Source organism: Paraburkholderia phytofirmans OLGA172 (assembly GCF_001634365.1).
Lineage (GTDB): Bacteria > Pseudomonadota > Gammaproteobacteria > Burkholderiales > Burkholderiaceae > Paraburkholderia.
In genome coordinates this window covers 1,322,089-1,344,599 of the sequence record NZ_CP014579.1, presented here as the reverse complement: position 1 = coordinate 1,344,599, position 22,511 = coordinate 1,322,089, and the positions used below count along the sequence as shown (strand labels likewise).

At 60.1% G+C, this 22,511-nt stretch carries 21 protein-coding genes and 1 pseudogene; 5 read left to right on the top strand and 17 right to left on the bottom strand.

Features of this window, described 5'->3' with window-relative positions; all coding sequences use genetic code 11:
• Positions 1 to 9: 9 nt before the first annotated feature.
• The 12 genes from nuoH to AYM40_RS26070 all read right to left on the bottom strand — a co-directional run bounded on the left by nuoH (position 10) and on the right by AYM40_RS26070 (position 14,110).
• Positions 10 to 1,074 carry an NADH-quinone oxidoreductase subunit NuoH gene (nuoH, locus tag AYM40_RS26125; protein ID WP_063495297.1) on the bottom strand — a complete coding sequence of 355 codons (1,065 nt, stop codon included), beginning with the start codon at positions 1,072 to 1,074 and terminating at the stop codon, positions 10 to 12.
• Positions 1,075 to 3,408 (bottom strand): NADH-quinone oxidoreductase subunit NuoG, encoded by a 2,334-nt coding sequence (gene nuoG / locus AYM40_RS26120; RefSeq protein WP_063499061.1) that lies wholly within the window; start codon positions 3,406 to 3,408, stop codon positions 1,075 to 1,077.
• 121 nt (positions 3,409 to 3,529) lie between these two features.
• Complete coding sequence (gene nuoF, locus AYM40_RS26115; RefSeq protein WP_063499060.1) at positions 3,530 to 4,858, bottom strand: NADH-quinone oxidoreductase subunit NuoF; 1,329 nt, start codon at positions 4,856 to 4,858, stop codon at positions 3,530 to 3,532.
• Complete coding sequence (gene nuoE, locus AYM40_RS26110; protein ID WP_063495294.1) at positions 4,855 to 5,340, bottom strand: NADH-quinone oxidoreductase subunit NuoE; 486 nt, start codon at positions 5,338 to 5,340, stop codon at positions 4,855 to 4,857. Before nuoE ends, nuoF begins: the two co-directional genes overlap by 4 nt.
• Positions 5,341 to 5,471: 131 nt before the next feature.
• The gene (locus tag AYM40_RS26105; RefSeq protein ID WP_063495293.1) at positions 5,472 to 6,725 is read right to left on the bottom strand and encodes an NADH-quinone oxidoreductase subunit D; all 1,254 of its coding nucleotides are present in this window, start codon (positions 6,723 to 6,725) and stop codon (positions 5,472 to 5,474) included.
• 9 nt (positions 6,726 to 6,734) lie between these two features.
• On the bottom strand, positions 6,735 to 7,337 hold the full coding sequence (locus AYM40_RS26100; RefSeq protein ID WP_063495292.1) for an NADH-quinone oxidoreductase subunit C: 603 nt from the start codon (positions 7,335 to 7,337) through the stop codon (positions 6,735 to 6,737).
• A 21-nt stretch (positions 7,338 to 7,358) separates the two neighbouring features.
• The gene (locus AYM40_RS26095; RefSeq protein WP_006052903.1) at positions 7,359 to 7,838 is read right to left on the bottom strand and encodes a NuoB/complex I 20 kDa subunit family protein; all 480 of its coding nucleotides are present in this window, start codon (positions 7,836 to 7,838) and stop codon (positions 7,359 to 7,361) included.
• A 63-nt stretch (positions 7,839 to 7,901) separates the two neighbouring features.
• On the bottom strand, positions 7,902 to 8,261 hold the full coding sequence (locus tag AYM40_RS26090; RefSeq protein ID WP_063499059.1) for an NADH-quinone oxidoreductase subunit A: 360 nt from the start codon (positions 8,259 to 8,261) through the stop codon (positions 7,902 to 7,904).
• Positions 8,262 to 8,742: 481 nt separating this feature from the next.
• Complete coding sequence (locus tag AYM40_RS26085; RefSeq protein ID WP_063499058.1) at positions 8,743 to 10,299, bottom strand: DHA2 family efflux MFS transporter permease subunit; 1,557 nt, start codon at positions 10,297 to 10,299, stop codon at positions 8,743 to 8,745.
• Positions 10,300 to 10,372: 73 nt separating this feature from the next.
• Positions 10,373 to 11,533, bottom strand: coding sequence for an HlyD family efflux transporter periplasmic adaptor subunit (locus AYM40_RS26080; RefSeq protein WP_063499057.1), 1,161 nt, complete (start codon positions 11,531 to 11,533; stop codon positions 10,373 to 10,375).
• Between the two features lie 69 nt (positions 11,534 to 11,602).
• Complete coding sequence (locus AYM40_RS26075; RefSeq protein ID WP_420488511.1) at positions 11,603 to 13,108, bottom strand: efflux transporter outer membrane subunit; 1,506 nt, start codon at positions 13,106 to 13,108, stop codon at positions 11,603 to 11,605.
• A 540-nt stretch (positions 13,109 to 13,648) separates the two neighbouring features.
• Complete coding sequence (locus AYM40_RS26070) at positions 13,649 to 14,110, bottom strand: MarR family winged helix-turn-helix transcriptional regulator (RefSeq protein ID WP_063500708.1); 462 nt, start codon at positions 14,108 to 14,110, stop codon at positions 13,649 to 13,651.
• Between the two features lie 340 nt (positions 14,111 to 14,450).
• Between AYM40_RS26070 and AYM40_RS26065 the strand changes: the two genes are divergently transcribed.
• Positions 14,451 to 14,645: a hypothetical protein gene (locus tag AYM40_RS26065; RefSeq protein ID WP_063499055.1), complete on the top strand. Its 195-nt coding sequence runs from the start codon at positions 14,451 to 14,453 to the stop codon at positions 14,643 to 14,645.
• Positions 14,646 to 15,109: 464 nt separating this feature from the next.
• Positions 15,110 to 15,472, top strand: coding sequence for a MarR family winged helix-turn-helix transcriptional regulator (locus AYM40_RS26060; RefSeq protein WP_420488519.1), 363 nt, complete (start codon positions 15,110 to 15,112; stop codon positions 15,470 to 15,472).
• Between the two features lie 83 nt (positions 15,473 to 15,555).
• On the opposite strand, the gene AYM40_RS26055 is transcribed toward AYM40_RS26060, so the two are convergent.
• A complete protein-coding gene (locus AYM40_RS26055) occupies positions 15,556 to 16,482 on the bottom strand; it encodes a LysR family transcriptional regulator (RefSeq protein WP_063499054.1) in 927 nt (308 codons plus the stop codon).
• A gap of 228 nt (positions 16,483 to 16,710) precedes the next feature.
• The gene (locus AYM40_RS26050; RefSeq protein WP_063499053.1) at positions 16,711 to 17,232 is read right to left on the bottom strand and encodes a DUF302 domain-containing protein; all 522 of its coding nucleotides are present in this window, start codon (positions 17,230 to 17,232) and stop codon (positions 16,711 to 16,713) included.
• Positions 17,233 to 17,571: 339 nt separating this feature from the next.
• On the opposite strand from AYM40_RS26050, the pseudogene AYM40_RS39050 reads away from it, so the two are divergent.
• Positions 17,572 to 17,721 (top strand): annotated as a pseudogene (locus AYM40_RS39050) (DDE-type integrase/transposase/recombinase); the annotation flags it as partial.
• Positions 17,722 to 17,834: 113 nt separating this feature from the next.
• Here the strand turns inward: AYM40_RS39050 and AYM40_RS26045 are convergent.
• Positions 17,835 to 18,641, bottom strand: coding sequence for an IS5 family transposase (locus AYM40_RS26045; RefSeq protein WP_063498916.1), 807 nt, complete (start codon positions 18,639 to 18,641; stop codon positions 17,835 to 17,837).
• Positions 18,642 to 19,089: 448 nt separating this feature from the next.
• Positions 19,090 to 19,692 carry an NADPH-dependent F420 reductase gene (locus tag AYM40_RS26040; RefSeq protein ID WP_063499052.1) on the bottom strand — a complete coding sequence of 201 codons (603 nt, stop codon included), beginning with the start codon at positions 19,690 to 19,692 and terminating at the stop codon, positions 19,090 to 19,092.
• 544 nt (positions 19,693 to 20,236) lie between these two features.
• Here AYM40_RS26040 and AYM40_RS26035 point away from each other — a divergent pair.
• Positions 20,237 to 20,821 carry a TetR/AcrR family transcriptional regulator gene (locus AYM40_RS26035; RefSeq protein ID WP_063500706.1) on the top strand — a complete coding sequence of 195 codons (585 nt, stop codon included), beginning with the start codon at positions 20,237 to 20,239 and terminating at the stop codon, positions 20,819 to 20,821.
• A gap of 126 nt (positions 20,822 to 20,947) precedes the next feature.
• Positions 20,948 to 21,505 carry a LysR family transcriptional regulator gene (locus AYM40_RS39045; RefSeq protein WP_082855306.1) on the top strand — a complete coding sequence of 186 codons (558 nt, stop codon included), beginning with the start codon at positions 20,948 to 20,950 and terminating at the stop codon, positions 21,503 to 21,505.
• A gap of 86 nt (positions 21,506 to 21,591) precedes the next feature.
• On the opposite strand, the gene AYM40_RS26025 is transcribed toward AYM40_RS39045, so the two are convergent.
• Positions 21,592 to 22,422, bottom strand: coding sequence for a 3-keto-5-aminohexanoate cleavage protein (locus AYM40_RS26025; protein WP_063499050.1), 831 nt, complete (start codon positions 22,420 to 22,422; stop codon positions 21,592 to 21,594).
• Positions 22,423 to 22,511: the final 89 nt, after the last annotated feature.

Below are 22,511 nucleotides of genomic sequence, written 5' to 3'. Positions count from 1 at the left end.
ATCCGCCCTTTATTTCCAGATATTCAACGGCGACATGATCCAGAAGCCGACCACGATGAGCCACACCACGCAAACCGGAATAAAAATCTTCCAGCCCAGACGCATGATCTGGTCATAGCGATAGCGCGGGAACGTGGCACGCGCCCAGATGAATACCGACAGCAGCAGGAAAACCTTGGCGACGAGCCATACGATGCCCGGGACAAACGACAGGAAGCCGAACGGTGCGCTCCAGCCGCCGAGGAACAGTGTTGCAGCCAATGCCGAGATCACGATCATGTTGATGTACTCGGCGAGGAAGAACAGCGCGAACGCCATCCCCGAGTAATCGATCATGTGGCCCGCGACGATTTCCGACTCCCCTTCCACCACGTCGAACGGGTGACGGTTCGTTTCGGCGATGCCCGAGATGAAGTACACGACGAACATCGGCAGGAGCGGCAGCCAGTTCCACGACAGGAAATTCAAGCCGTAGCCGGCGAAGATGCCGCGCTCCTGCGACGTCACGATGTCCGACAGATTCAGGCTGCCCGAGGTCATCAGCACGACGACGAGGGCGAAGCCCATCGAGATTTCGTACGAGACCATCTGAGCGGCCGCGCGCATGGCGCCGAGAAACGCGTACTTCGAGTTCGACGCCCAGCCCGCCAGGATCACGCCGTACACACCGACTGACGAAATCGCCATCGCGTACAGGAGACCCGCGTTGATGTCGCCGAGCACCGCGCCCGCCTGGAACGGAATCACCGCCCACACCGCGAAGGCCGGCACCACCACCATGATCGGCGCGATCATGTAGATCCAGCGGCTCGCCTGGGCCGGCTGGATCACTTCTTTCAGCAACAGCTTCAGCACGTCGGCGATCGGCTGCAGCAAGCCTGCGGGGCCCACGCGGTTCGGGCCGAGACGCACGTGCATCCAGCCGATCAGCTTGCGCTCCCACAGAATCAGGTACGCCACGCACAGCAGGATCACGACGGCCACCACCAGGATGCGCACCAGTGCCCACACCGTGGGCCATGCCACACCGAGAAGCTGGGTGCCGCCCGAGTTGATCGTATCGAACAAGCTCATTTACGCCTTCTCCACCAGCAGTTCACCGAACAGGCTGCCCAGCGCTGCACCGGCAGGCGTAGCCGCCGATACGCGGACGACCGTCTCCGCAAGATTCGCGTCGCGCACGGCCGGCAACTGCACCGATTGCTCGCCCTGGCGCACGCGCACGGCGTCGCCTTCCTTCAAACCCAGTTTGTCGAACAGCGCAGCGGGCAGACCGGCCGAATTCGCGGCACGTGCCGCTGCCGTCAGATGCAGCGACTCGGCGCGGCGCACCAGCGCGTCGGCGTGGTAAATCGGCACGTCGGCGATACGTTCGAACTTGCCTTCCGCTGCCTTCGCTGCCTTGCCGCGTGCAACCGTGACGCCCGTCCTGTTCGACAGACGCGACCTGATCCCGCCATCGCCGAGGGCTGCCGTGCGCACTTCTTCCGACGTGTCGAATTCGAAGCCCGGCACGCCCAGCAGGCTGCCGAGGACGCGCAGAACCTTCCATGCCGGACGCGTGTCGCCGAGCGGGCGCACGACGCCGTTGAACGTCTGCACCGTCCCTTCGGCATTGACGAACGTGCCGGCCGTTTCCGTGAACGGGGCGATCGGCAGCAGCACGTCGGCGTAGTCGGCTCCGATCTGGAACGGCGACATCACGACGACCATTTCAGCCTGCTTCAGCGCGGCCAAAGCCTGCGCCGGATTGGCCGTGTCGAACTCGGGTTCGACGTTCAGCAGTACATAACCCTTGCGCGGTTGCCTGAACACTTCGCGAGCGTTCAAACCGCCCTCGCCCGGCAATGCGTTCACCAGATGCGCGCCGACCGTGTTGGCGGCTTCTGTCAGGAAACCCAGCGTTGCACCGGTCGCGTCCGCAATCCATTGCGCCGCCGCGTGAATCGCGGCGAAGTCCGGATGACGGACCGCACCGTTGCCGAGCAGCACCACGCGGTGTGCGCCGGTGGCGAGCGACTTCGCGACCTGTTTGTCGGTGTCCGTCGGCTGGGTGCCGGCGAAGGCTTCCGGCAGTGCCGCGCCGTTTGCTTCCGCGACCGCGCCGGCGATACCCGCCAGTGCGTCGAGCCATGCCGACGGTGCGGCAACCACGCGGCGCGCCTGCGGAATCAGCGCATCGTCGTTGGTGGCCTGCACGAGCGTGAGCTTCGTACCGCTCCGGGCAGCCTGACGCAGACGCGCGGCGAACAGCGGATGATCGCGGCGCAGATCCGAACCGATCACCAATGCGGCGTCGAGGTTCGACAGATCGGCGATCGAGGTGCCGAGCCACGGCGCACCGTTGACGGGTGCGGAGAAATCCGACTGACGCAGACGGAAGTCGACGTTAGGCGTGCCGACCGCCTGCGCCAGCTGCTTCAGCAGGAACAGTTCTTCGACCGTGCTGTGGGCGCTGCCGAGCGCGGCCAGCGCATTCGCGCCGTGCTCGCCCCTGATGCCCTTCAGACCCTTGACCACGTATTCGAGCGCGGTTTGCCAGTCGGTCTCGACCCACTTGCCGCCTTGCTTGAGCATCGGCTGCGTGAGGCGTTCCGGGCTATTCAGGGCTTCGTACGAGAAGCGGTCCTTGTCCGAAATCCAGCATTCGTTGATGGATTCGTTTTCGAACGGCAGAACCCGCATCACGCGGTTGTTCTTGACTTGCACCACCAGGTTCGCGCCGACGGAATCGTGCGGACTCACCGACTTGCGGCGCGACAGTTCCCACGTGCGGGCGCTGTAGCGGAACGGCTTGCTGGTCAGCGCGCCGACCGGGCACAGATCGATCATGTTGCCCGACAGTTCGGAGTCGACCGTCTTGCCGACGAACGACGTGATTTCCGAATGCTCGCCGCGGCCCAGCATGCCGAGCTCCATCACGCCGGCCACTTCCTGGCCAAAGCGGACGCAACGCGTGCAGTGAATGCAACGCGACATTTCTTCCATCGAGATCAGCGGGCCGACGTTCTTGTGGAACACCACGCGCTTTTCTTCGCTATAGCGCGACGACGACTTGCCGTAGCCCACCGCCAGATCCTGCAGCTGGCACTCGCCGCCCTGGTCGCAGATCGGGCAATCCAGCGGGTGGTTGATCAGCAGGAATTCCATCACGGCTTGCTGGCCCTTCACCGCCTTCTCGGACTTGGTGCGCACGATCATGCCGGCCGACACCGGCGTGGCGCATGCGGGCACCGCCTTCGGCATCTTCTCGACATCGACCAGACACATCCGGCAGTTGGCCGCAATCGACAGCTTCTTGTGATAGCAGAAGTGAGGAATGTACGTGTCGACCTTATGCGCAGCCTGGATCACCATGCTGCCTTCAGGCACTTCTACTTTCTTGCCGTCTATTTCAAGTTCAACCATGATGGTCAATCTTCCTTAACCTGTTACCGCTCAATCGTTCGCCTGTTCAGCGCCCGTTTCAGGCGATGAATCCCGCGGATGACGTGTTCTGGTGCGCTATCTGGTGTACTTATCCGGGCACTCAGGCAGCCACTGTTTCCGCCGCCGCTGCCGCGCCGGCGTGACCGCCGACGATGCAACGCTTGTGGGCGACGTGGTATTCGAATTCGTCCCAGTAGTGCTTGAGCATGCCGCGAACCGGCATGGCCGCTGCATCGCCGAGCGCGCAAATCGTGCGGCCCATGATGTTCTCGGCGACCGAGTTCAGCAGATCCAGATCTTCCGGACGGCCTTGCCCGTGTTCGATACGATGCACGACGCGATACAGCCAGCCGGTGCCTTCGCGGCACGGCGAGCACTGACCGCATGACTCTTCGTAATAGAAATACGACAGCCGCAATAGCGAACGCACCATGCAACGCGTTTCGTCCATCACGATGACCGCGCCCGAGCCGAGCATCGAGCCCGCCTTGGCGATCGAGTCGTAGTCCATGTCCATCTGCATCATCATGTCGCCCGGGATCACCGGCGCCGACGAACCGCCGGGAATCACAGCCTTGATCTTCCTGCCGCCGCGCATGCCGCCGGCCAGTTCCATCAGCGTCGCGAACGGCGTACCGAGCGGAATTTCATAGTTGCCCGGACGCTCGACGTCGCCTGCGATCGAGAAAATCTTCGTGCCGCCGTTGTTCGGCTTGCCGATTTCGAGGTAATTCTGCGGACCGATCGCGAGCAGGAACGGCACCGCCGCGAACGTCTCGGTGTTGTTGATCGTGGTCGGCTTGCCGTACACGCCGAAGCTCGCCGGGAACGGCGGCTTGAAGCGCGGCTGGCCTTTCTTGCCCTCGAGCGATTCGAGCAGCGCGGTCTCTTCGCCGCAGACGTAGGCGCCGTAGCCATGGTGCGCATGCAGTTCGAACGAGAAGCCCGAACCCATGATGTTGTCGCCGAGGAACCCGGCGCGGCGCGCTTCGTCCAGCGCCTGTTCAAAGCGCTTGTAGACTTCCCAGATTTCGCCGTGGATATAGTTGTAGCCGACCGTGATGCCCATCGCGTACGCGCCGATGGCCATGCCTTCAATCAGCGCATGCGGATTGAAACGCAGGATGTCGCGATCCTTGAAGGTGCCCGGTTCGCCTTCGTCCGAATTGCAGACGAGGTACTTCTGCCCCGGGAACTGGCGCGGCATGAAGCTCCACTTCAGACCGGTCGGGAAACCCGCACCGCCACGGCCGCGCAGACCCGATGCCTTGACGTCGGCGATCACCTGCTCGGGCGGAATCTTTTCTTCCAGAATGCGGCGCAGCTGGGCGTAACCGCCGCGCGCCACATAGTCTTCGAGATGCCAGTTGTCGCCGTTCAGGCCGGCGAGAATCAGCGGTTTGATGTGACGATCGTGTAAAGACGTCATTTCGAAAGCTCCTCGAGCAGCTGGTCGATCTTCGCGCGGCTCATGAAGCTGCACATGCGATGGTTGTTCACCAGCATCACCGGCGCATCGCCGCACGCGCCCATGCACTCACCTTCTTTCAGGGTGAACCTGCCGTCCGCCGTGGTTTCGCCGAAGTCGATGCCGAGCTTCTGCTTCAGATAGTCAGCAGCACTGTCGGCGCCGCCATCCGGGCCGAGCTGGCACGGCAAGTTCGTGCAGAGCGTGATCTTGTACTTGCCGACCGGCGAGGTCTCGTACATCGTGTAGAAGGTCGCCACCTCCTGCACGGCGACCGCCGGCATGCCGAGATAGTCCGCGACGAACTGCATGAGTTCGGGCGACAGCCAGCCATGCTCTTCCTGAGCAGTGGCCAGCGCCGACATCACGGCGGACTGTTTCTGATCGGCGGGATACTTCGCGATCGCACGATCGATTTCTTTCAGGCCTTCAGCTGAGATCATTTTCAGACACGACTCTTTCAATTCCTACCGAACGAAAACCTGTCGCGCGTTGCATGGTGCGACAGACCCGGCGTTCCTTTGACTGACGCGCGCTGCGGTGCAATCCGCAGACGCGCGCTGATGAATACGTCCTAGCGATCCACTTCGCCGAACACGATGTCCTGCGTGCCGATGATCGTCACAGCGTCGGCGATCATGTGACCGCGCGCCATTTCATCGAGCGTGGACAGATGCGCATAGCCCGGCGCGCGAATCTTCAGGCGATACGGCTTGTTCGCGCCGTCCGAGATCAGGTAGATACCGAACTCGCCCTTCGGATGTTCGACCGCGGCGTAGGCCTCGCCTTCCGGCACATGGAAACCTTCCGAGAAGAGCTTGAAGTGGTGAATCAGCTCTTCCATGTTCGACTTCATGCCAACCCGCGACGGCGGCGCAACCTTGTGATTGTCGATCATCACCGGCCCCGGATTCCTGCGCAGCCACTCAATGCACTGTTTCACAATCCGCGTGGACTGGCGCATTTCTTCGACGCGAACCAGATACCGGTCATAACAGTCGCCATTCACGCCAACCGGAATGTCGAAATCGAGCTTGTCGTAGACTTCGTACGGCTGTTTCTTGCGCAGATCCCACTCGATACCCGAGCCGCGCAGCATCGCGCCGGTCATGCCGAGGTTCAGCGCCCGCTCCGGGCTGACCACGCCGATACCGACCAGACGTTGCTTCCAGATCCGGTTGTCGGTGAGCAGCGTTTCGTATTCGTCGACGCACTTCGGGAAACGCGTGAAGAAATCGTCGATGAAATCGAGCAGCGAACCTTGACGGTTCTCGTTCATCCTCGACAGCGCCTTCGCATTGCGGATCTTCGACGCCTTGTATTGCGGCATTGCGTCAGGCAGATCGCGGTACACGCCACCCGGACGGTAGTAAGCCGCGTGCATCCGTGCGCCGGACACCGCTTCGTACACGTCCATCAGGTCTTCGCGTTCGCGGAACGCGTACAGGAAGACCGCCATCGCGCCGACGTCGAGTGCGTGCGCGCCAATCCACATCAGGTGGTTCAGCACCCGCGTGACTTCGTCGAACATCACGCGGATGTACTGCGCGCGAACCGGCACCTCGATGCCGAGCAGCTTTTCGATCGCCATCACGTAGCCGTGCTCGTTGACCATCATCGACACGTAGTCGAGGCGGTCCATATACGGCACGGACTGGATGAAGGTTTTGGTTTCCGCGAGCTTTTCGGTCGCGCGATGCAGCAGGCCGATGTGCGGATCGGCGCGCTGGATGACTTCGCCGTCGAGTTCGAGCACGAGGCGCAGCACACCGTGCGCGGCCGGATGCTGAGGACCGAAGTTGAGCGTGTAGTTCTTGATCTCTGCCATGGCGTTCCCTTAGTGTTTCAGACCGCCATAGCGATCCTCGCGGATCACGCGCGGCGTGATTTCCCGCGGCTCGATCGTCACGGGCTGATAGACGACGCGCTTCTCTTCCGGGTCGTAACGCATTTCGACGTAGCCGGAGACAGGGAAATCTTTACGGAACGGGTGACCAATGAAACCGTAGTCGGTCAGGATGCGGCGCAGGTCCGGGTGACCCTCGAAGATGATGCCGTACAGGTCGAATGCTTCGCGCTCGTACCAGTTGGCCGAACTCCAGATATCGACGACCGACGCGACGATCGGCACTTCGTCGTCCGGCGCGAACACGCGCAGACGCACACGCCAGTTGTTCTGCACCGACAACAAATGCAGAACGGCCGCGAAACGCGGGCCATCGTATGCGCCATCGGCGTAGGTCTGATAGTCGACGCCGCACAGATCGACCAGCTGCTCGAAACCGAGCGAGCGGTCGTCGCGCAGACGCGTTGCCACATTGATGTAGTCGCTCGCCTTCACGACGATCGTCAACTCACCGATTGCCTCGGTGGTGCTCAGCAGGAGGCCGCCAAAGGCCGCCTCGAGGTTCGCTTTCAGGGTCTCGAGTTTGCTTGCCATATTGTGGGGGAGGCGTTGGCCTTATTGACGGGCGATGGTGTTGGTGCGACGGATCTTGGCCTGCAGCTGGATCACGCCGTACACCAGCGCTTCCGCCGTAGGCGGGCAACCCGGCACGTAGACGTCGACTGGCACGATCCGGTCGCAGCCGCGCACTACCGAATAGGAATAGTGGTAGTAGCCGCCACCGTTCGCGCACGAGCCCATCGAAATCACCCAGCGCGGCTCGGCCATCTGGTCATAGACCTTGCGCAGCGCCGGCGCCATCTTGTTGCACAGCGTGCCAGCGACGATCATCACGTCCGACTGGCGCGGACTCGGACGAAACACCACGCCGAAACGGTCGAGGTCATAACGGGCAGCGCCCGCATGCATCATCTCGACCGCGCAGCACGCGAGACCGAACGTCATCGGCCACAACGAGCCGGTGCGCGTCCAGTTGATCAGTTTGTCTGCCGTAGTAGTGACAAACCCTTCCTTCAAGACCCCTTCGATACTCATTTGCTTTCCACTCCAGACGGGGCGGCAAGCCTTGGCCACCCACGCAAACCGGCGATTAATCCATCATTCCCAGTCGAGGCCGCCCTTCTTCCAGATATAGGCAAAGCCCAGCAGGAATTCGAGCACGAAAATCATCATCGCCATGAAGCCGGGCCAGCCGATGTCGCGCAGGGCCACACCCCACGGGAACAGGAACGCGGTCTCAAGGTCGAAAATGATGAAGAGAATGGCGACGAGGTAGTAACGCACATCGAACTTCATCCGCGCATCTTCGAATGGTTCGAAGCCGCACTCGTACGGTGCGTTTTTCTCGGCATCGGGCTGGTTGGGACCGAGTATCTTGCCAATGCTGACCAGTGCTACGCCTAAACCGGTACCCACAATGAGGAACAACAAGACGGGGTAATAGACTGCGAGGTTCAAGACTATCCTCAATGGGTTGGTTTACGGCTCCGGTCAAAACCGGCCTTCTGACTCAATCACAACGCTACGCGGATGCGTCGCCAACGACATGCCGCCGCGGCACAAATAATGGCGACGTATCGCCCCATTCACCGCCGCATCATTGCGCTAACAGGACCGTTTCATCGACAGTTGAGTCCAAGTATGACGATAGAAACCACAGCAACTACTTTCAGTTTAAAGGCTGCGGCACGCAGAATAAATGCCTATTTTCGGAACTCTTTGTTGTCGTCCAGTAAGCCGTGCGGAACGCTTGGGAACGCCTTTGGCATCCGGTGGTGCACCTTTGCGCGCCCCATCGCATCCAGCGGGCAAAGGAACCCGCGGCGACGCGCATTCGACCCTAAGCAGGCGGCGTCGCCTTCTCCCTGCCCTGAACCTGGCCGCGACGCCCTGTGTCCGGAATCGCTCCTTATGCATCGGGCCATGGCTCATGGACTGATTAGTGCGCAGCGGCTGCCGCGTCGCTCGCCCCGGCCGTCTTTCGCGGCTTTGTAATCCAGATCAGGGGAATGATCACGATCATGACCAGCGCCGAACCATAGAAGACGTCGTTCAGGCCCATCATTGCCGCCTGCGCCTGGACCGTCTGATCGAACAGCGCGTACGACGCTCCCCGCCCCAATCCCAGCAGCGAGTGATATGCGCCGATCTGCTGCGTGAACATGGGATTGGTCGGACTGGACTGCTGGGTGAGAATTTCATGGTGAAGGATGGTCCGGTTATTCCACACGACGTTTGCCAGCGACGTGCCGATTCCCCCAAAAAACATCCGGAAGAAGGTCGACAGACCCGCTGCCGCAGGCACTTTCTCCGGCGGCTGGCCCGAAAGGATAATGGTCGTCAGCGGTGCGAAGAAAAGCGCCATCGGGATGCCCTGCAGCAGCGTCGGCAGGATGATGTAGCCTTCGCTCAGGTCCGTGTAGAAAAACGAGCGCATGTAATACACGATCGCAAAGCCAATGAAGGCGCAGGTGCCGAGAATCCGCGCGTCGGTGCGCGGCAGGATCTTGCCCATGATCGGAGCACCGATGACAGCAAAGATGCCGAGCGGCGCCGTTGCGAGACCCGCGTCCACGGCCCGGTAACCGAGATACTCCTGCATCCATTGAGGCAACAGCACCAGCGTACCGAAGAAGATGCCGTAGGCCACGGCGATCGACACCGTCCCGCCGAGGAAGTTGCGCTGCTTGAACAGCGTCAGATCGACGATGGGACTCTTGTCCGTCAACTCCCAGATGACGAAGAGCACCAGGCCCACGGCGGCAACGATTGCCAGGATGATGATCGTATTCGACGAGAACCAGTCAAGGTCCTTACCCTTGTCCAGCATGACCTGAAGCGACGCCACCCAGGTGATCAGGAGTCCCAGGCCCACTTTGTCGACTGGCAGTTTCTTCTTTGGGGTATCGCGATCCCGGTAAAGCACCCAGACCATGCTCGCCGAAAGCAGCCCGACTGGAATATTGATGTAGAAGATCCACGACCAGCTGTAGCTGTCCGTCACCCATCCCCCCAGGGCCGGCCCAACGATCGGGCCCGTGACGACGATCATCGAGAATAGCGCCAGCGCCAGCGCCGACTTGGCCTTTGGCCATGAGCTGAGCAGGAGCGCCTGCGACATCGGAATCAGCGGACCGGCTACGGCGCCCTGCAGCACGCGCGCGAGCAGCAGGATCGGCAGCGAAGGCGCGATCCCGCAAAGCCAGGACGCCACGACGAACAGCAGGATCGAGCCGATAAACAGCCGGACCTGGCCCAGGCGTTGCGTCAGCCAGCCGGTCAGCGGAATCGCGACCGAGTTGGCGGCGGCAAACACCGTAATGACCCACGTGCCCTCGTCGCCCGATACGCCGAGATTACCTGAGATCGTTGGAATCGCGACGTTGGCAATCGACGAGTCAAGCACCGTCATAAAACCTGCGAGTCCCACACATAAGGACCCCAGGGCTAATTTTGTCCCCGTCAGAGGGGGGTGATTCGGTTGGCTGGTAGACATGGCAATCCATATGTCGAATGACTATCGCTGCATCGCGACGAGCGGGTCGGCGCGATGCAGCACGACGCACCGCTTATTCGTTCGCGGCTATGATTTTTGCGATCGCGGCGTCAGCTTCATCGCCATACCGGGCAAATACGCTGGTCTTGTACGTCGAGCTGGATTCGGTTCCGAGCTGCGGGCCATCGGAATTCCTGACATTGACGTCGACGTTCATGGACAGGCCAACGCGCAGTGGATTCTTTTCGAGTTCACCGGCCGGTATTTCGATGCGCACCGGCAAGCGCTGGACGACCTTGATCCAGTTGCCGGTCGCGTTCTGTGCCGGCAGGAGCGCCAGCGCCGAACCCGTACCCGGCGTGAATCCAACCACCTTGCCGTGATAGACCGTCGAGGAGCCGTAGACGTCAGCCGTCAGATCGACCGGCTGACCGACACGGATATGACGCAGCTGCCACTCCTTAAAGTTCGCGTCCACCCACACCTGATTCAGCGGCACCACGGACATCAGCGGGGTGCCCGGCGACACGCGCTGGCCCACCTGGACCGAGCGCTGCGCGACGTAGCCCGTGACCGGCGCCGGCAGCGTTGTGCGCGAATAGGCAAGATAGGCGTCGCGAACTTTGGCCGCGCCTGCGAGTACGTCCGGATGCTGATCTACCGTTGTGTTCGCGGTAAGCGCGCGATTGACGCCTAGCTGCTGCACCGCGGCATCCAGCGCTGCCCTGGTCGATTTGACGGCATCACGTGCGTGCGAGATTTCCTCTTCGGAGACGGCCCCCGACATGCCGGTCGAGAGACGGCGCTTCAGATCGTCCTGCGCTTTTGAGAAGTCAGACTGGCGCATGGCGATCTCCGCACGATACTGATCGTCGTCGACATAGAGGCCGTGGACCCGACGCACCGTCTGTCCCAGGTCGGCCTCGGCGTGCTGCAACGCGATTCGCGTGTCGGCCGGATCGAGCATGACGACCGGATCGCCGGCCTTGACGATTTGCGTGTTGTCGGCATTGACGGCGATCACGGTCCCCGTGACCTGCGGCGTAATTTGCACGACGTTGCCATTGACGTACGCGTCATCGGTGTCAACGTGATAGCGCGCGACCAGTTCGTAGTAGGCGCCATATGCGACGCCGGCCGCAGCAAGGGCCGTGACGAGCGTTGCAATCAGGAGCTTGCGCTTGCCGCTCTTTTTCTGTTGCCCGTGGCTCTCGGAAGATTGGGGTTGGTTCATGACTACACTCCAGCAAAATTGAGTTCGCGTAGCCAGCCGGCGACGCGCGGGTTTTGAAATAGGGGGAAACTAGTGGGACGTCTTATCGGCTGCGTGCGATGCGCCAGGGGCGCTTGCCGACGCGGCGAGATCCGTACTCGCCGATTCGAAGCCGCCGCCCAGCGCCTTGATCAGCGCCACCTGCGAGTTCCGGCGGTCCATCGTCAGATTGGCGACGGCCTCCTCGGCGGCGAGGCGGTTGTCGTCCGCGTTCAGCACCTGCAGCTGCTGGGTCAGACCCGACCCGTAGCGCACCACTGCGAGCCGGTACGCCTGGCTCTGCGCATCAAATGCCTGCTGCGCATCCACGAGTTGCTTATCGGTCGAACGGATGAGCGTGACCTGCGACGCAACGTCTGACAAAGCGTTGATCAGTGTCTTGTTGTAGTAGGCGACGTCATAGTCGAAATCGGCGTAACGGCCCTTGAGCTGCGAGCGCAGTGCGCCAGCATCGAAGATCGGAAGATGGATCGCCGGGCCGGCCGAAATCTGCCGGCTCGATGCAGTCAGGAATCGCCCCCACCCGAAGGCGTCGAGGCCCACTGCCGCGGAAAGATTGACGTCAGGGTAGAACTCGGCCTTCGCTTCCTTGATCCCGTGCGTTGCGGCATCGACCTGCCAAAACGCCGCGACGATGTCCGGGCGGCGCGAGACGAGATCGGCGGGAAGACTGTCGGGCAGAACGACCGCGTCACCCGACCCGAGCGTGGGCACCGCGATCGCCAATCCGCGATCCGGACCCGCACCGAGCAGGGCGCCGAGCTGATATCGCACGACTGTAATCCGGCCATCAAGATTGCTTACGGTCGAGCGTGTCGTCGCAATATCACCCGTCGCCGTCTGCTTTTCCACGTTCGTATCGAGACCCGCGACAACCCGTCCATTGGTGATGCGCCCGATCTCTTCGCGGTTTTTGAGTTCCTGCGCAGCGATGTCGCGCAGCCTGTACAGGCGCGCCAGCTCGTTGTAGGTACTGGCAACCGAAGCCGCCAACGTGATCCGCACCTCCTCCATTTCCGCCTGCGCCACCTTTTCGTCAGACGTCGCCTGGCGCAGCCGCTCGTGGTTCTTCCCCCACAGGTCGAGGTCCCATGATGCGCCCTCCATCACCGTGTTCTCGCTATTCCACGCGCCGCCGATGGAAGGCGGATAGACCGTGTTTTCCGTATTGAGCTCCCGCGTCCAGGAGTAGCTGGCGTTGACCGTCGGATACAGCTTCGAGTTGGCATTGCCCACATACGACGCCGCCTTGTCGATCCGTGCGCGCGCTTCGTCGATGTCAGGATTGCCCTTCAACGCTTCGTCGATCAGCCTGGGCAACTGGGGATCGCCGAATTGTTCAGACCAGTCGAGAGAGGGCCACTTTCCGCCCTCCGCAGGCAGACTTTCGCTCGCCTCATATTTGGACGGCGCCTCGATATGGTGATCACTCTTGATCCCGGCGAAGTTGACGCAGCCGCCCAACGTGAGCAAGGCAGCCGATGCGATTAGAAGCACAGACCTTTTGGGTCGCAGAACTGAGGGGTGGACAATCATGGTAGTTTCCATTTTTCGAGCTGTGATATCCGTGGTACGTGCATATGCACGCTTAATCCGGTGTACCCGCACAGAATAGGTATCCTTCGGGTTAGCATCAACGACTCTGCGGGTACAAGATTGTTGCAATCCACGAATCCGTCCGACCTGCATGCACTGCCCGGATTGCAACGTGTGTTTGCCGTGACTATCTGAACGGTTGCCGTTCAGATACGTATTCGTTCTTCATTGAAGGCACGGGAACAGACTACGACCGCCCCCCCGCCGAGGGAATACGGGCGGCCGGAACGCACGGTCAGTCAGGGACAACGCCGGCTCTGCTTTTAACAGCCAGTGATACCAGCGGATTTACTTCAGACGTTCCAGGGCAGTGCCCCATCAGGTAAGCCAGGCGTTACGCGGATCAGGCAGCAATCCGCTAACGGCAATTGAACCGTCCGTGGACGGGCACATAGGACCGGGCTGATACCCTTCGCTCGCAAGCGGCCTTCTGTCCGCTGGCAAGCGACCTTCTGCCGGGCCTGAGCGTTCGCCCGCGACTCAACGACGAGTCAACCCGTCTTCGCTGTCCAGATGAGAGACGTCGCTCGTGATGCGAAAGAGCTCGCCTCTCAGGTGAGCTGCCGCCTGCGAGCCGTAGCTGCGTTCGAAGCTGGCCTGGGCGATCTGCCAGTGAACGGACGCTACCTCGAGCCTCTCGCGCCCACGCGCGCTGATCGTGACCCGCAGTCGCCGCTTCCCCTGGACTTCCGGTGCGTCGTAGACCAGCTGATCGCGCAGCAAAGGCTTAAGGGCACGCACGAGCGTCGTTCTGTCCATGACCATCGCCTCGGCCAGCTGGATCATCGTCAGGCAGGGCTCGCGACTCAGAATGCAGAGAATGCTGAACTGGGTGGGCGTCAGGCCAGCATCGGAAAGGTGACGCTCGTAGAGCCTGGAGATATGCCGGGCTGCCTGTCGGACAGCGAAGCAATCGTCTGATTCGAGTGGAAGGATCTTCATGCTGGGAGCATAGCTGTCGCCTCCCCCGCAATCCATGCCTGCAATCGCATCAATTTTTTCTCGGCGGTGTGAATAATCCGGCATCACCTGCCAGAAGTCGATTCATGGTGAGCGTTCCCTGCTCTCCAGAACTGCAGAAAATTGTTGCCGTCACGGCAACAGTCACGGCAACGCGGTGACGGGATGAAACGAGATCCAAAACGCCTCGCATTTCCGTCCAGCTTCGCCCGGTCATTGAAACGCTGGGCGCGCCAGCGATGCACCGCCTCCGCTCGATAATCACGCCCTCGAGTTAGCCAGCACATCTGCGTATCGGTCGAACTGGGGCAGCACGAGCGCGGTGCCGGAAAGCGCGTTTGGCTCCAGGCCGATCGCGGGGCGGTGGATCGACTATCAGATTGGCAAACAGATTGATGTCGAAGCAAACATTGATCGAGAGTATGCCCGTCTGCTACTCTGCCGCATGCCTGCACATCTGCTGGAGAACGATCACCGTTTTGCTGTCCAGGCAGCACGGCGCATCACGCAGATCTAAGAGCGCCATCCGCTGAACGATTACCTAACACAAAATCAGTTCGATATCCTTTGTTCGTTGCGGGTTCCGTCTGATTTGACAATGGCCGAACTAGCTCACGCCATGCCACCCAATCTGACTAGCTTGCGCGGACGCTCACCCCACTTCTCCGTGACGGGCGCATTGTCAACGCACGTTAGTCCCTTCAAGCGAGAACTCGCAGCTTGAGGTTGACGCGTTTCGGCATCAACCAACTCAGTGAAGTGCCGCTCAGCAAGAGTTCGAAAACAGGTTTGGAGCGTTGTAAACTACTTCGCTGCGCCGGAATCTATATCGGGTTATAAATGATGTCTCAAAAGGTTAGCGACAATTCGAACACGTTGGACCTGACAACGCTTGATCGAACCAGCATTTCGGCACAAGGACCTGCAACAGACAATAACCTTGCATACCTGCTCTACCGGGTCCACACCCGCCTGACGAACATGTTGACAAAAGGAACGCAATCGGAACTCGGCGTTACCGGAATGCAAGCACGCATCCTGCACCTCCTGGAAAGCGGTCGGTGTGATAGCTCCTCGGGCCTCGCGCAAGAATGCGGCATCGATCAGAGTGCCGTGACAAGACTTATCGACCGCCTGAAAGCGCACGGACTCGTTCACCGGGTTCGAAGCGCAACGGACCGCCGGATCGTTCAAATTGAGTTGACCGAACACGGACGAGCACTGGCCGCTCGCGTACCACCAATCGCTCGCGCGGTCATCGAGCGTGTACAAGCTGGATTGACGCCAGCAGAGGTTGGGTTTCTGGTCAGCTTGCTGCGTCACGTCAACCGCAACTGCGACTAATCCGAATCCCTCATGCCTTAGTGCAAACGTGGCGCAGTGCCGTCCACTTTCGAGTGCGGACGCCACAGCCGAAAAGCTTGGCCTTAACCGCTGTTCGGGTGGCCGACATCGTGTGTCAGTTTGTCGAAGAATACGCTCGCATGATCAATGAAAGCGCGCACCTTCGAGGACAACACAGCGCGGGAACCGTATGCAAGCCTGATTTCGACCCAGCCATCCTTGATTTCAAAGTCGTCGAGCAAGCGAACCAGCCGCCCTTCTTCCACCGCGCTCTCGATCAGTGAAACGGGCAACGCGCCGATACCGTAACCTAGCGACACGAGTTCCTGGTTAAAAAGCGGGCTATTCGATACGACGTCCAGCTTGATGGGAATTGCCACGTCCCCTCGTTCTGTACGAAAAGTCAAAGTTGGCTTACGCAGGGCCGGCGGCATGGCGACAAAGGTATGGCCGGAGAGATCTTCCGGCTTTTCCGGCCGCCGGTGGTGGGCAAGGTATTCTTTCGTTGTGACAAGAACCAAAGGTATACGCTCTAAAACCCTCGTCGCGGCCCGATCCGTACTCAACATAAAGGGCAATACAATGCCCAGGTCGAAGCCGTCGCCAACAAGATCGACTGGGCGCTCGGTGAGCGTCACGTCAAGGCTGACTCCCGGATACTGACGTTTAAAATCCGCCATCAGCGGACCAAGCCGATTAATGGTCGCGGTCGTGTGTGCGACCACACGCAATAAGCCGGTCGGAACGGGAGCCTCTCCACAAATTTGAGCCTCGAGCGTGGCAAGGTCGTCGAGAATGCGACAGCAGCGATCATAAACCCGCTCTGCAGATTCCATCAGTGAAAATTGCCGCGTCGTGCGGTTAAACAACCGCGTTCCGAGCCGCCGCTCCAACGTCGAGATTCCACGGGAAACGGCAGGCGGCGTAAGACCTAGCATGTCGCCAGCGCGCCGGAAGCTTTTAGCCTCAAACACTGCGCGAAAGATGCGCAAGCTTTCGATATAGTCCATAGTAATTCCTACCGTTTGCACCTTGAATGATTGATCACTCGCTGAAGCAGCTGCGTAATCTGATCATCTGCTTGATCGCCGGCACGACCTGCAGCTCGAACAATCGGCTCCGACTGTCCAACCTCACGATCGCGACGTGTCGACTCGAATGTTCCTGAACGATGATTCCCTGCCCGAGATGCGAGTCGCCGGACCGTCACTGTGCCGGCGCCCACGCCCGAGGCCGCATCATTCAGTCAAGGTGATGCGCTCGATAAGTAATTCAAACTTCTGATCCAGTGCCAACGCCGCGGCTTTCAACTGCGGATTGTCGCCAATCACGATAAGAGATGAAGGTCGAACGTACGTGACAATGGTGCCTTCGCCGCTTGCTGATTCCGTCACGAGAACTTCAACTGGTGCAAATAGCCCTGCGGTGAGGTCATGACGCAGCATGGTGATTGCGATGAGTGGGTTCCCGAGAATCCAGCGCACGGTGCGACGATTGATTCCAAATTTCGTGATCCAGCCTCCGTGATCGATCTCGCTAAAGAGCATGAAACCGCTTTCACCCACGAAACGGCGTTCGACCTCGCTCACATAGGCAGCCTCAGAGATATCCTCCGACGCGAGCTCGACTAGTTCCGGTATCGATGATCTTCCGCACAGTCTGGTCAGACGATTGACGACATCGTCGAACGCCGAAGGAGTCCTGACCTCCACTCGCACGCCGCTGAATTTTGTTTCGGTAACTGTAACGTTGCTGTTCATCAAACTCTCCTGTTCTTTCGTCCTGACGGACGGTAAAGCCCAAAGCTGGCAAGGGCTTCTCGCGATCACCCCGCCGCACCAGATACGAGTATATCCACTCAATTGCGCCGCCGTAGCACCTGCAGGAGACAAGAAACTATTGAGCAAACGGACTTAATTCAGCAATCCGGCTCGTAGGAGCCATTGAACCGCTCCGCGGTCTTTCGGAGACGCCAACGATCGAGAGAATGGCGCCGTGGAAAGCGCAAACAAGAAATCGGGCTGTGGTGCAAATAGCGATCAGCGAATGCTTGGAGTGTCGGGCTGAGCGATCGCTGGAATCGTCTCGCAACACCTGCGGGACGGTCCTGGCGGGTTGACGAGACGTACTTGAAGCTCGGAGGCAAATGGGTTTATCTATATCGGTCGGCGCATCGGGCCGGCCAGACGATAGACTTCATGCTCACGGAAAAGCGCGATGTGGCTGCGGCAAAGAGCCTTTTTCAGCAAGGGGCTCAGCAATCAGTCGCTCTGCACCGTAGAGCTGTGACTCGTAGGGTTCGGACGATAGGCGGTTTGAATTCAACTTCCCCCTCGAAAAGTCACTTTTTCCCTAGAGGGTGTTAGGCACTTTTGTTAAGGGCTGCAAAGTGAACAAGCATAAGCACGGAGAATACGACGAAATGCAAACCAGCCAAGGTTTCGGGCAATCGTTCGTAGTCTCTGGCCAGTCGGCGGAACCGGTTGAGCCAGCCGAAGCTGCGCTCGACCACCCATCGGCGCGGCAGCAGCACGAAGCCCTTCTTCGCCTCCGGCAGCTTGATTACCTGAAGCTCGATCCCTTCGTCGAGTGCCGCCTGCGCAGGCTCTTCGCCGGTATATCCCTGATCGGCGAACGCCACCTTGACCGTCTGGCCCGTGGCCTGCTGAACCTGACGCGCCAGTTCTCCGACCTGCGCGCGTTCCTGTTCGTTGGCCGGCGTAACATGCACAGCAAGCAACTGCCCCAAAGTATCAACCGCCATGTGGACCTTACTGCCGCGTTTGCGTTTGTAGCCGTCGTAACCGGCGCGAGGCCCACTCTCGCATGTCGACTGCAGGGTCCGCCCGTCGAGAATGACCGCGCTGGGTTGACCACGGCGCTCCTGTGCGATCCGGATGATCGAACGCAGGTCATTCACCATCGCCTCGAAACAGCCTGCCTGAATCCAGCGTTGCGTCTGCTGGTAGACCAGTTCCCACGGTGGAAAATCATTGGGCAACAAACGCCACGGCGCACCCGCACGTACGATCCAGCGCAGCGCGTTGAACATCTCGCGCAGTTCGTAGCGGCGCTGCGGCGCGTCTTTGTTCATCAAGGTCAGGTACGGAGCGGCGAAATACCACTCTTCATCCGACACATCCGTTGGGTATGGCCTGCGTTTTTTCATTCCGCCAGGATACCAGGTCTAACTCAAAGTTCCTAACACCCTCTAGATTGTGATTATGCTCCAGAATTTCGGGAATGACTGGTACTCGAACGTGCAGATATTGTTCTGGATTTTTGAATAGTTTTTTCGCACGTGCCATGGCAAACCAACAGGCAATCGAATACAGACAGCGTTCACGGATGGGGGCACCCAGCAGTTTTCCTTAACTCCCACCTCACAACGCGGGCAAAGCGGGCAAAGCGGGCAAAGCGGGCAAAGCGGGCAAAGCGGCCAAGATATCGGCGCCACCCGACCCCGTAAATCTGCACCTGAATGCCGAGCTCAGTGTTTTCGCGGACTGAATGGCAAAGGTGTTCGTGTCGCCAAATGGCCGGAAGCGCGCCCCGTGACATCGAAGCGCGCTCCCCGATTCCGATCTGCTGCAACGGATCCTCAGGAGTCCGAGCGCTTATGGAGCTACGACCCAGTCGCGGCCAGCAATCGGACCACCGGCTTGCTGCATGCGACCGCCCGAAACCAGACCACCAAGATCTACCGACGCATACCCAAACTCTTCGACGAGTCCGATGACCGCCGTCTTCGCGTCCCTGTCGTCACCGGAGACGAAGATGACGCGCTTTCCGTCATGAAACTTGGGGCCCTTGTCGTAATACTCCATGCGGATCGCGTTGAATGCCTTGACCACACGAGCCCCCGGCGCGTGTGCTGCAACGATCTCGCTAGCGCCCGTGCCTCCTAAATCCGCCAAGATGAGCTCAGGCTCGACTTGCGAGAACGGATTGGTGGTATCCACCAGAATGCGGCCGCCCCAATCAGGCAGGCCTTCCAGAGCCGACGGGACTTGAAGCCATGGAACAGCGAGCATGACCAACTCGAGCTGGGCCACCTCCTGGACTGCATCTGCCGAAGCCTTTGGACCGAGTTCGGCCACGATATCGCGCAAACCCTGCGGCCCACGACGTGCGCTCAGGACAACCTCGTGTCCCGCTTGAATGGCGCTCCTGGCGAGGGACTGCGCTACAGCACCGGCTCCAATAAAACCAATCTTCATCTCGACACCTCTGCGGCAATTTAAATTGACGAAGCCATGCTCGCCCAGGAGCAAGGCACTTGAGAGAACAGCCTGGTCAGTTGAATGAGCACTGCTGGAGCGGCGTGCGTGGGAACTCGAACGCCTTGGCCAACTCCGCATTGCCCGACATCACGGGTTCGAATTGCCGTTTGGACAACGATACCCCCTTGCTGCCCAGCGCTTGAGAAGCGATGGAACGGACATCCGTCCTGGCTCTCCCAAGAAGCGGCAAGTTAGCGCCGCTCCACCTCGAACGTGGAAGCCTGCCGCGTCCCGCAAAGGCGAACTGCCGACACCATAGCGCGCCAACCAGACACCCGTTCGCAAGCGCACCGCAAAGCTCATCCTTCCAACCAGTGTTTCTGCTCAATACTGGAGCGATCACTCCTTTATGGCACAATAGGCTCGCCTCTACCGCATGTCAACGATTTATGGAGCTATGGCTACAATAAATGATACGCAACCCCGGCGCAATCGCGGCAGGCCTTCGACCTTTGATCGCGCGGAAGCTCTGAACCGGGCCATGAAGCTCTTCTGGGAGCAGGGGTACGAAGGAACCTCCTTCGACCAGTTGATCCGGACCATGGGGATCAGCCCTTCGAGCTTCTATAACTCGTTCGGCAGCAAGGAGCAGCTCTACAAGGAAGCAACTGACGCATACCTGAACATGTCGGAAGCCTGGTTCGCTGGCAGACTGTTCGGCACGGCCGACACGCGAGAAGCATTCAAGGCGCTTCTCGACGCCACCGCCGTGGAATACTCGCGGCAGAGCCACCCGTCGGGCTGCATGATCTCTCTGGCTGGCACGCATCTGCCCCCAGACCTCAATTCTGTTCGTGAGATGATGGTCAAGCATCGCGCGGACGCTGAAGATATGATCGCGCAGCGGTTGCGCAATGGCGTCAAAGACGGCGATCTACCGTCTGACACCGATGTGCCCGCCCTCGCTGCCTTCTACAGCGCGGTGACCCGAGGAATGGCCGTCCAGGCACGAGACGGAGCTGGCCCGCAAAAGCTGAAAGCGATCGCAGACGTCGCCATGCAAGCATGGCCAGTTCAAAGCCGTAAGGCAAGATCTGCAAGGCCTCGGAGAGCTCGCGTCATCTGACAGCCCACTTCGCGTGGAGTAGTCCAACATCGAAATGAGCCTCCGCGTTTAGAAGGTACGATGATTGCACTTTCTCCGCCATTAAGTCACCTGTAACGAGCATTCGCAAACGCATCAGCGGAAATTATGAATGAGCCCGAGTGGACCGATTTTCGATTCTTCCTTGAAGTCGCGCGGACCGGAAAAGTCTCATCAGCAGGAGAAAGGCCAGGAGTTGAGCATTCAACCGTGTCGCGTCGGATCAACCGGCTGGAGCAGTCTCTTGGTTCAGTGTTGTTTGATCGGCGACGCAACGGCTTTTATCTCACCGACGCCGGGAAGGCGTTGGTCCCTCACGCGGAACGCATGGAGAATGCCTTGCTGGGTGCGCTCGAGGAACATATGAGCCAGTCCACCGTGGTGTACGGAACCGTCAGGGTTGGAACGCCGGAGGCTTTTGGCATTCATGTCCTGGCCCCCAGCATCGTTGAACTTAACGCTCAACAACCTGACCTCCATGTGGAACTCATGGCCCAGCCACAGTTTCCCAGTTTAGTTACGCGAGAGGTTCAGAACGCGACGTATCCGAGTGGTTTGGGATTTCATCCGAGACGTTGTCACAAAGTATCCCCAATTACTGCGCGGATAGGCCCTACGACGACAGTCTATGGGACCAACTCGACGAAGCAACACGCGAAGCGATGATCGACCGGCTCAGCCTGTGTCACCGCCAGCCACTGGCAACACCGTGCCCGCGGTATGGCTTGCCCGAAAGCGCTTGTCTGACGCACTCACACCGGGCTCAAACCCAACAGCTCACGCGCTTGCGCAGCAGTCGCGACAGGACGCCCGTACTCGGCACAAAGCGCGGCAACGCGTGCAACCAGTTGCGCGTTGCTGGCCGCGAGGGTGTCCTTGTCCCAGCGGACGTTGTCTTCAAGACCGGTGCGGCAGTGTCCGCCCATCTGCAGGGTCCAGTGGTTGACTTCGAGTTGGTGGCGGCCGATACCGGCGGCGGTCCAGGTCGCGTCGGGCAGGAGTTCGCTGAGCTGTTTCACTTCGAACTCGAGAATTTCGCGGCGCGCAGGCAGCGCATTCTTGACGCCCATCACGAACTGAACATGCACCGGCGCCTTGAGCAGACCTTGCTCGACGAGATCGACCGTGCTGTACAGCATGGCCAGATCGAAGATTTCGATTTCCGGCTTCACGTCGTGGTCGAGCATGGAAGCCGCGAGCGAGCGCACGAAGTCAGGGGGATTCTCGTACACCGTGGTGGGGAAATTCACCGATCCCGTGGCGAGCGACGCCATGTCCGGGCGCAAGTCGAGCATCGCGCCGCGCTGCTCGAAGGAGCGCCCGCGGCCGCCTGTCGAAAACTGCACGATCATTCCAGGGCAATGCTGGCGGATACCGTCCTGGAGTTCGGCGAAGCGAGTGCGATCAGAACTCGAATTTTCCTGCTCGTCGCGGACATGCAGATGAACGAGCGTTGCGCCTGCCTCGTAGGCTTCGTGTGTGCTCTCGATCTGCTCGGAGATCGAGATCGGCACGGCAGGATTGTCCTTCTTGCGCGGCACGGAGCCAGTGATCGCTACGGTGATGATGCAGGGTGAGCTCATGTTGGTTCTCCGTCGACGGACGATTGGATCGGTTGTGCACGAGGGGCCGCCTCGTACGGCGTTCATTCACGTAAAGCCATGACCTTTCG